Below are 6755 nucleotides of genomic sequence, written 5' to 3'. Positions count from 1 at the left end.
CCGGTCGCTCCGGCGCCGGTCACACAGACGCCGCACGCTCGGGCGCGAGCCACTCCGGCGAGCAGGCCGGCAGTCGCCCGCCGCGCTCGCGCACCCGGGTCAGCGCGACCACCAACCCGGATGCCCCGGTCATCACCCCGGCCGCCGGCACCCACGACGGCGGCGGCGCCGAGCACCACGACGGCAACAGCGCCCCGCGGCGTCGGAGCCGCACGCGTCGCCACGCCCCGCAGGCCGGCACCCCCAGCTAGCCACCCCTCAGTTAGCCACCCCCCAACTAGCCACCCCCTGCGAGGCAGTTCCTGCACGGCAGTTCCGGCCGTAAGCGCCTTCGCTTCGGCGGGGGCGCTTGTCGTTTGCCTCCGCGGCGGCTCACGTGAGGACTCGCGGCGCATGGTAGACCGTGCGCCCGGTTCCCTCGGGTGGGCGGCGTCAGCCGTAGACGGGCGGCGAGCCCGTTCCCTGTTCGATGATGCGCTCGAGCACCTCAGACGCCGTCGTGTTCTCGCCCAGGCGGTTCGGCTTGCCCTCGCCGTGGTAGTCGCTGGACCCGGTGATGAAGAGTCCGTACTTCTCGGCGAGCGCGTAGAGGTGGGCCTTCGCCTCGGGCCTGTTCTCCCGGTGCTCGAGTTCGAGCCCGAAAAGGCCGGCTTCGGCCAACCGGGCCAATTTCGCTTCGGGGATGACGTCGACTGCCCCGCGCGTCGCCGGGTGCGCGATGACCGGCACCCCACCGGCCGCGCGTACGAGGGTGATGGCCCGCAGCGGGTCCGGCGCGTAGTGGGGCTGATAGTAGCCGGCCTCCCAGTGCAGGATTCCCGCGAAGGCCTCGCTCCGGGTGAGCGCGAACCCGCGGGCCACCAGTGCGTCGGCGATATGCGGGCGGCCGACCGTCGCATCCGGCGTGGTCTGGGCGAGCACGTCTTCCCAGGTCAGGGCGTAGTCGACGCCGATGCGCTCCACCATCTGCTCGGCGCGCACCAGCCGAGCCTGCCGCACCCGGGCGGTTTCGGCCACGATGCCGGCGTTGGACGGGTCGAACAGGTACGCGAGCAGGTGCACGCTGGAGAAGCCCACCCGGGTGCTGAATTCCATGCCGGGGATGAGTGTGAGTCCGGCGGTGCGGGCGGCAACACCGGCCTCGGCCCAGCCGGCGGTCGAATCGTGGTCGGTCAGTGCGACCGTGCCCAGGCCGGCCGCGGCGGCGGCCCGCACAAGCTGCGACGGGGTCTCCGTGCCATCCGACACGCTCGAATGCGTGTGCAGGTCGATCGGACCGCGGAATCGTCGAGCACCAAGCATTCCCCCATGCTAGTTGTGCGGCGGACCCGGACCGTCCCGCGGGGTTCCCAGCCGGCGCCGTCAGGGCCTGCGCGTGATCGAGTCGGGAGACGGGGCCGGCAGCGACCACCGCCCGATCGTGGCCGCCCACGCCCCGACCTCCTAGCTCAATGGGACAATGGGCCATGGCCACTTCCAGCGAAACCGCGATCACCCCTGCTCCCCGATCGAATGAGAACCGCTCCACCACCCCCGGTTCGGCCGGGTTCAAGGCGTACATCTCCAGCGACTGGGCCGAGCGCACCGAAGAGCTGCCGCTCGCCCGCGAGCAGGCGCGTTTCGCGGCCGCCCGCCGCGAACGCCTGTCCGGCATGCACCCCGGACAGCGTCTGATCATCCCCGCCGGCCGTCTCAAGCAGCGCTCCAACGACACCGACTACGCGTTCCGCGCACACTCGGCCTTCGCTTACCTCACCGGCTGGGGCAGCGACGCCGAACCCGGCGCCGTGCTGGTGCTCGAACCCACAGCGACCGGCCACGACACCACCCTCTACTTTCGCGAGCGGGCCGGCCGCGACTCGGACGAGTTCTACGCGAACCCCGATATCGGCGAATTCTGGATCGGCCCACGCCCCGGGATCGCCCAGGTTGCCGCCGACCTCGGCGTGCCGGTGCGCGGCATCGCCGACCTGGCCCTGGTCATGAACACGATCGACACCGAAAGCCTCGTGCTGCGGGAGGCCGACCCGCTCGTCACCACCGAGGTCGACGAGGCCCGCCTCCGATTCGCGGCGGAGAAGGTGCTCACGACCGACGCCTCCGACTCGCCGTTCAGCCTCGAGATCAACGGCGACCACGCCGCCGACGAGCAGTTCGCCCGCGGCCTGTCGGAGCTGCGCCTGGTCAAGGATTCCTACGAGATCGCCCAGATGCGCCTCGCCGTCGCCGCCACGGCCCGCGGCTTCGAGGACGTTATCCGGGACCTGCCCCGCTCGAGCACCCACCACCGCGGCGAACGGCTCGTCGAGGGCGTGTTCAACACCCGGGCCCGGTCCGACGGCAACGCGGTCGGCTATGACACGATCGCCGCGTCCGGCCCTCACGCCTGCATCCTGCACTGGACCCGCAACGATGGCGCCGTCGTGCCCGGCGACCTGATCCTGATCGACGCCGGCGTCGAGGTCGACAGCTACTACACCGCCGACATCACCCGCACCCTCCCGGTGGACGGCACCTTCACCGACGTGCAGCGCCGCGTCTACGACGCCGTGCGCGAGGCAGCGGATGCCGCGTTCGCCGTGGCGCGTCCCGGCGCCGTGTTCCGCGACGTGCACGCCGCGGCGATGGCGGTCATCGCGCGTCGCACGGCCGAGTGGGGCATGCTGCCCGTCACCGCCGAGGAGGCCCTGCTGCCCGACAACGGCCACCACCGCCGCTATATGGTGCACGGCACCAGCCACCACCTCGGCCTCGACGTGCACGACTGCGCGCAGGCGCGCCGCGAGATGTACATGGACGGCGTGATCGAGCCCGGAATGGTGTTCACGATCGAACCCGGCCTCTATTTTCAGCCCGACGACCTGACGGTGCCTGAGGAGTACCGCGGCATCGGCGTAAGGATCGAAGACGACATCCTGGTCACTGCGGACGGCCCGGAGAACCTGTCGGCCGGCATCCCCCGCACCATCGAGGCGGTCGAGGCCTGGATCGCCGCCCTCACCACCTGAACCTGGTCGCGGACTGTCAGGGCAGCGGATGCTGCGGAGCCGCGGGCGGATCTTCGACGCGAGGGGGCTCCGACGGATGCGGCGGAGCCGGCACCGCCCGCTCGGCCTCAGCGTGCCCGGCGAGCAGGTTCCGGGCCCGGTTGACCAGGGCGCCGTCGACGATCACCTGATAGGTACTGGCAATCACCTGCATGGTCGATGTGAAGTCGCGGCGACGGCGATTGAGAGCGGCACTGACGACCCCGAACAGCATGCCGAACCCGGCACCGATCATCACGGCGGCGAATACGAACGGCAGGCCCGCACCATCCGGCGAGAAGATGAAGAACAGCAGCCCGAAGAACACGCCCAGCCAGGCGCCGGAGGCCGCACCGGCAAGAGCGACGCGCCCCCAGGTGAGTTTTCCGGTGACCCGCTCGACGGTTTTGAGGTCGTTGCCGAGGATGGAGACCTGCTTCACCGGGAAGTCGGACTTCGCCAGAGTGTCCACGGCTTCCTGAGCCTCGCCATAGGTGGCGTATGTCGCGAGCACCTCTCCCTTGGGTAAAACGGGGAACAATGCGGCCCTGCGCCCGCCGAAGGGGCTCTGATTGCTCATGAGTCCATTCTTTCACAGGACCGATCCGCCCTGAAGGTGGCCTAGATTTGATCTGTGTCTGCCACCAGAGTCTTCGTTGCCCGTTTGGCCGGGTGTACCGTTTTCGACCCCGCGGGAGACCGTGTGGGCAAGGTCAGGGACGTGCTGGTGGTCTACCGAAAAAACGACCCGCCCCTCGTCGTCGGCCTGATCGTGGAGATCCCGGGCAAACGCCGCGTTTTCGTGTCCATCGGGCGCGTCACCAGCATCGGTTCGGGTCAGATCATCACCACCGGCCTGATCAACGTGCGCCGCTTCGAGCAGCGCGGCGGCGAGGTGCGCGTCATTGCCGAGATGCTTGGCCGCACGGTGGTCTTCAACGACAATTCCGGTGAGGCGACCATCGAAGACGTCTCGATCGAGGAGCTCCCCCAGGGCGGCTGGGCGATCAGCCAGCTCTTCGTGCGACGCCCCAAGACCAGCCTGTCCCTCTTCGCGAAGGGCGCCACGACCTTCACGGACTGGGCCGAGGTGCGCGAGCAGACCACCGAGGGCCAGGCCCAGTCGGCCGAGCAGCTCATCGCCACCTACTCCGACCTCAAGCCCGCCGACCTCGCGAATACCCTGCTCGACCTCCCGCCGGAGCGCATGCACGAGGTTGCCGGCGAGCTGCCGGACGGCCGCCTCGCCGACGCCCTCGAGGAGATGCCGGAAAGTGAGCAGGTCAGCATCCTGACCCGGCTCGGCGACGCCCGCGCCGCCGACGTGCTCGACCACATGCAGCCCGACGACGCCGCCGACCTGATCGCGCAGCTGCCGGAGGAGCTCGGCGAACAGCTGCTCGACCTGATGGAGCCGGAGGAAGCGGACGATGTGCGCTTCCTGCTCACCTACGCCCCCGACACCGCCGGCGGCCTGATGACGACCGAACCGATCATCGTCTCGGCCGATGCCACGGTCGCGGAGGGGCTCGCTCTCATCCGTCGTCACGACCTGGCGCCGGCCCTCGGCGCGGCCATCTGCGTCACCCTCCCGCCCTACGAGCCGCCCACCGGCCGATTCCTCGGCATGGTGCATTTCCAACGGATGCTGCGCTACCCGCCCCACGAACGCCTTGGCACACTGCTCGACCAGGGTCTCGATCCCGTCACCGCCGACACCTCGGCCGCGGAGGTCACCCGCATCCTCGCCAGCTATGACCTCGTCTCCGTGCCCGTGGTCGACGACAACCACCGACTCGTCGGGGTGGTGACGATTGACGACGTCCTCGACTATCTACTGCCCGACGACTGGCGCAGCCACGATGGCAACGACGACGTGCGCCGCCGGGCCGAGGCCCGCACCGAGCTGACCACGGGAAGCATCCCGCTGCACCACGGACGGAGGACCGGCAATGGCCCGAGCTAACCGAGCGGATCTCCGCCTCGACTCCCCCAAGGGTTTGCGCACGCCCGCCCTCGGCCGCAACCGCCGGCGTAGCCGCGACCGCCCCAGCCGCGACCGCTTCGGCCGGTTCACCGAGGCCATCGCCCGCGGCATGGGCACGCCGTGGTTCCTGCTCGGGCTGACGTTCTTCGCCGTCAGCTGGATCGCCTGGAACACGCTCGCACCGGTGCAGTGGCGCTTCGACTCCGTGTCGCTCGGCTTCATCGCGTTGACCCTGGTCTTGTCGATGCAGGCCTCCTACGCGGCCCCGATGATCCTGCTGGCGCAGAACCGCCAGGACGACCGTGACCGGGTGCAGTTCGAACAGGACCGGCAGCGCGCCGAACGCAACCTGGCCGACACCGAATATCTCGCCCGGGAGGTGGTGGCGCTGCGCCTCGGCATGAAGGATCTCGCCTCCCGCGATTTCCTCCGCTCCGAACTGCGCGCCCTTCTCGACAACCTGGAAGAGCGCGAAGATCAGGACAAGCAGACCCGGAAACGCCTCCGCAAGGGCGACCGCGAGCGAGACCGCGACCGCGAAGAGCGATCGCCCAGTGCCTGAGCCCCTCTTTTCCGCCGACCAGGTGCTCACCGCCCTGGCCCGGGTGATCGACCCGGAGATCCGCAAGCCGATCACCGACCTCGACATGGTCGCCGGGGTGCGGATCGTCGACGGCCGCACCCTCGTGGGCATCCGTCTCACCATCGCCGGCTGCCCGGCGGCCCGGCAGATCGAGCGCGATGTGTTGCGCGCCGTGGAGTCCGTGGCCGGCCCCGGCAACGTGACCGTGGATGTGAGCGTGATGACGCGCGAGCAGCGCCGTGCGATGACGGAGAAGCTGCGCGGCGGCAAGGAAGCCCGCAGCAACCAGTTCGGCCCGGACTCGCTCACCCGGGTCTACGCCATCACCAGCGGCAAGGGCGGGGTCGGCAAGTCCACAATCACCGCGAACCTCGCCGTGGCCCTGGCCGAGCGCGGCCTGCGGGTCGGCATCGTCGACGCGGATGTCTACGGGTTCTCCATTCCCGGACTCCTCGGCCTGGTCACCCCGCCTTCCCCCGAAACGGGCAAGTCCGCCGCAGTCAAGCCGACCCAGGTCGGCGAGATGATCCTGCCGCCGATCGCCTTCGACGTGAAGGTCATCTCGATCGGCATGTTCGTGGAGGACGGCTCCGTCGCGGTCGCCTGGCGCGGGCCGATGCTGCACCGCACGATCACCCAGTTCCTCACCGACGTCTACTTCGGCGACCTGGACATCCTGCTGCTGGACCTGCCGCCGGGCACCGGCGACGTGGCCATCTCGGTCGGGCAGCTGCTGCCCCAGGCCGAGGTCATCGTCGTCACCACCCCACAACCGGCCGCCGCCGACATCGCCGAACGCAGCGGTGTCGTGGCCCGGCAGACCGGCCAGACCATCTACGGCGTGATCGAGAACATGGCCGGGATCGTGCAGCCCGACGGCACGGTGCTGGAGCTGTTCGGTTCCGGGGGCGGCGCCGAGGTCGCGCGCCGGCTCGGCGCCGGGCACGAGTTCCCCGTACCGTTGCTCGCCCAGGTTCCCCTCAGCGTGCCGCTCCGCAGCGGCGGGGACACCGGGGTGCCCGTGGTGCACGGCGACCCGACCGACCCCGCGGCCGTGGCCATCCGTGTGGTTGCCGACCGCCTCGCCACCCGGGCGCGCGGCCTCTCCGGATTGAGCCTCGGCATCACCCCGAAGTAGCATCGCCGCACCGGCACCGCG

6 protein-coding genes and 1 pseudogene are annotated in these 6755 nt (G+C 70.1%); 5 read left to right on the top strand and 2 right to left on the bottom strand.

Features of this window, described 5'->3' with window-relative positions; all coding sequences use genetic code 11:
• Window positions 1-251 (top strand): annotated as a pseudogene (locus E3O62_RS05445) (ATP-dependent helicase); the annotation flags it as partial.
• A 181-nt stretch (window positions 252-432) separates the two neighbouring features.
• On the opposite strand, the gene E3O62_RS05440 reads toward E3O62_RS05445, so the two are convergent.
• Window positions 433-1302, bottom strand: a complete 870-nt coding sequence (locus tag E3O62_RS05440; protein ID WP_134395910.1) for a PHP domain-containing protein — start codon at window positions 1300-1302, stop codon at window positions 433-435.
• A gap of 149 nt (window positions 1303-1451) precedes the next feature.
• Here E3O62_RS05440 and E3O62_RS05435 point away from each other — a divergent pair, with 149 nt between their 5' ends.
• Window positions 1452-3008, top strand: a complete 1557-nt coding sequence (locus E3O62_RS05435) for an aminopeptidase P family protein (protein ID WP_166784867.1) — start codon at window positions 1452-1454, stop codon at window positions 3006-3008.
• Window positions 3009-3024: 16 nt separating this feature from the next.
• On the opposite strand, the gene E3O62_RS05430 is transcribed toward E3O62_RS05435, so the two are convergent.
• Window positions 3025-3606 carry a general stress protein gene (locus E3O62_RS05430; protein WP_134397792.1) on the bottom strand — a complete coding sequence of 194 codons (582 nt, stop codon included), beginning with the start codon at window positions 3604-3606 and terminating at the stop codon, window positions 3025-3027.
• A gap of 54 nt (window positions 3607-3660) precedes the next feature.
• On the opposite strand from E3O62_RS05430, the gene E3O62_RS05425 reads away from it, so the two are divergent.
• The 3 genes from E3O62_RS05425 to E3O62_RS05415 are packed head-to-tail and all read left to right on the top strand — an operon-like array spanning window position 3661 to window position 6734.
• Window positions 3661-4992: a magnesium transporter MgtE N-terminal domain-containing protein gene (locus E3O62_RS05425; RefSeq protein ID WP_134395907.1), complete on the top strand. Its 1332-nt coding sequence runs from the start codon at window positions 3661-3663 to the stop codon at window positions 4990-4992.
• Complete coding sequence (locus tag E3O62_RS05420; RefSeq protein ID WP_134395906.1) at window positions 4979-5575, top strand: DUF1003 domain-containing protein; 597 nt, start codon at window positions 4979-4981, stop codon at window positions 5573-5575. The genes E3O62_RS05425 and E3O62_RS05420 overlap by 14 nt, the downstream gene beginning before the upstream one ends.
• Window positions 5568-6734: an Mrp/NBP35 family ATP-binding protein gene (locus tag E3O62_RS05415; protein ID WP_134397791.1), complete on the top strand. Its 1167-nt coding sequence runs from the start codon at window positions 5568-5570 to the stop codon at window positions 6732-6734. Before E3O62_RS05420 ends, E3O62_RS05415 begins: the two co-directional genes overlap by 8 nt.
• Window positions 6735-6755 lie beyond the last annotated feature (21 nt).

Origin of the sequence: Cryobacterium sp. TMT2-15-1 (assembly GCF_004402345.1) — a bacterium.
In the GTDB taxonomy this organism is placed as follows: Bacteria; Actinomycetota; Actinomycetes; order Actinomycetales; family Microbacteriaceae; genus Cryobacterium; species Cryobacterium sandaracinum.
The sequence above is the reverse complement of the archived record's forward strand: the minus strand, read 5'-3'. Positions and strand labels throughout refer to the sequence as shown.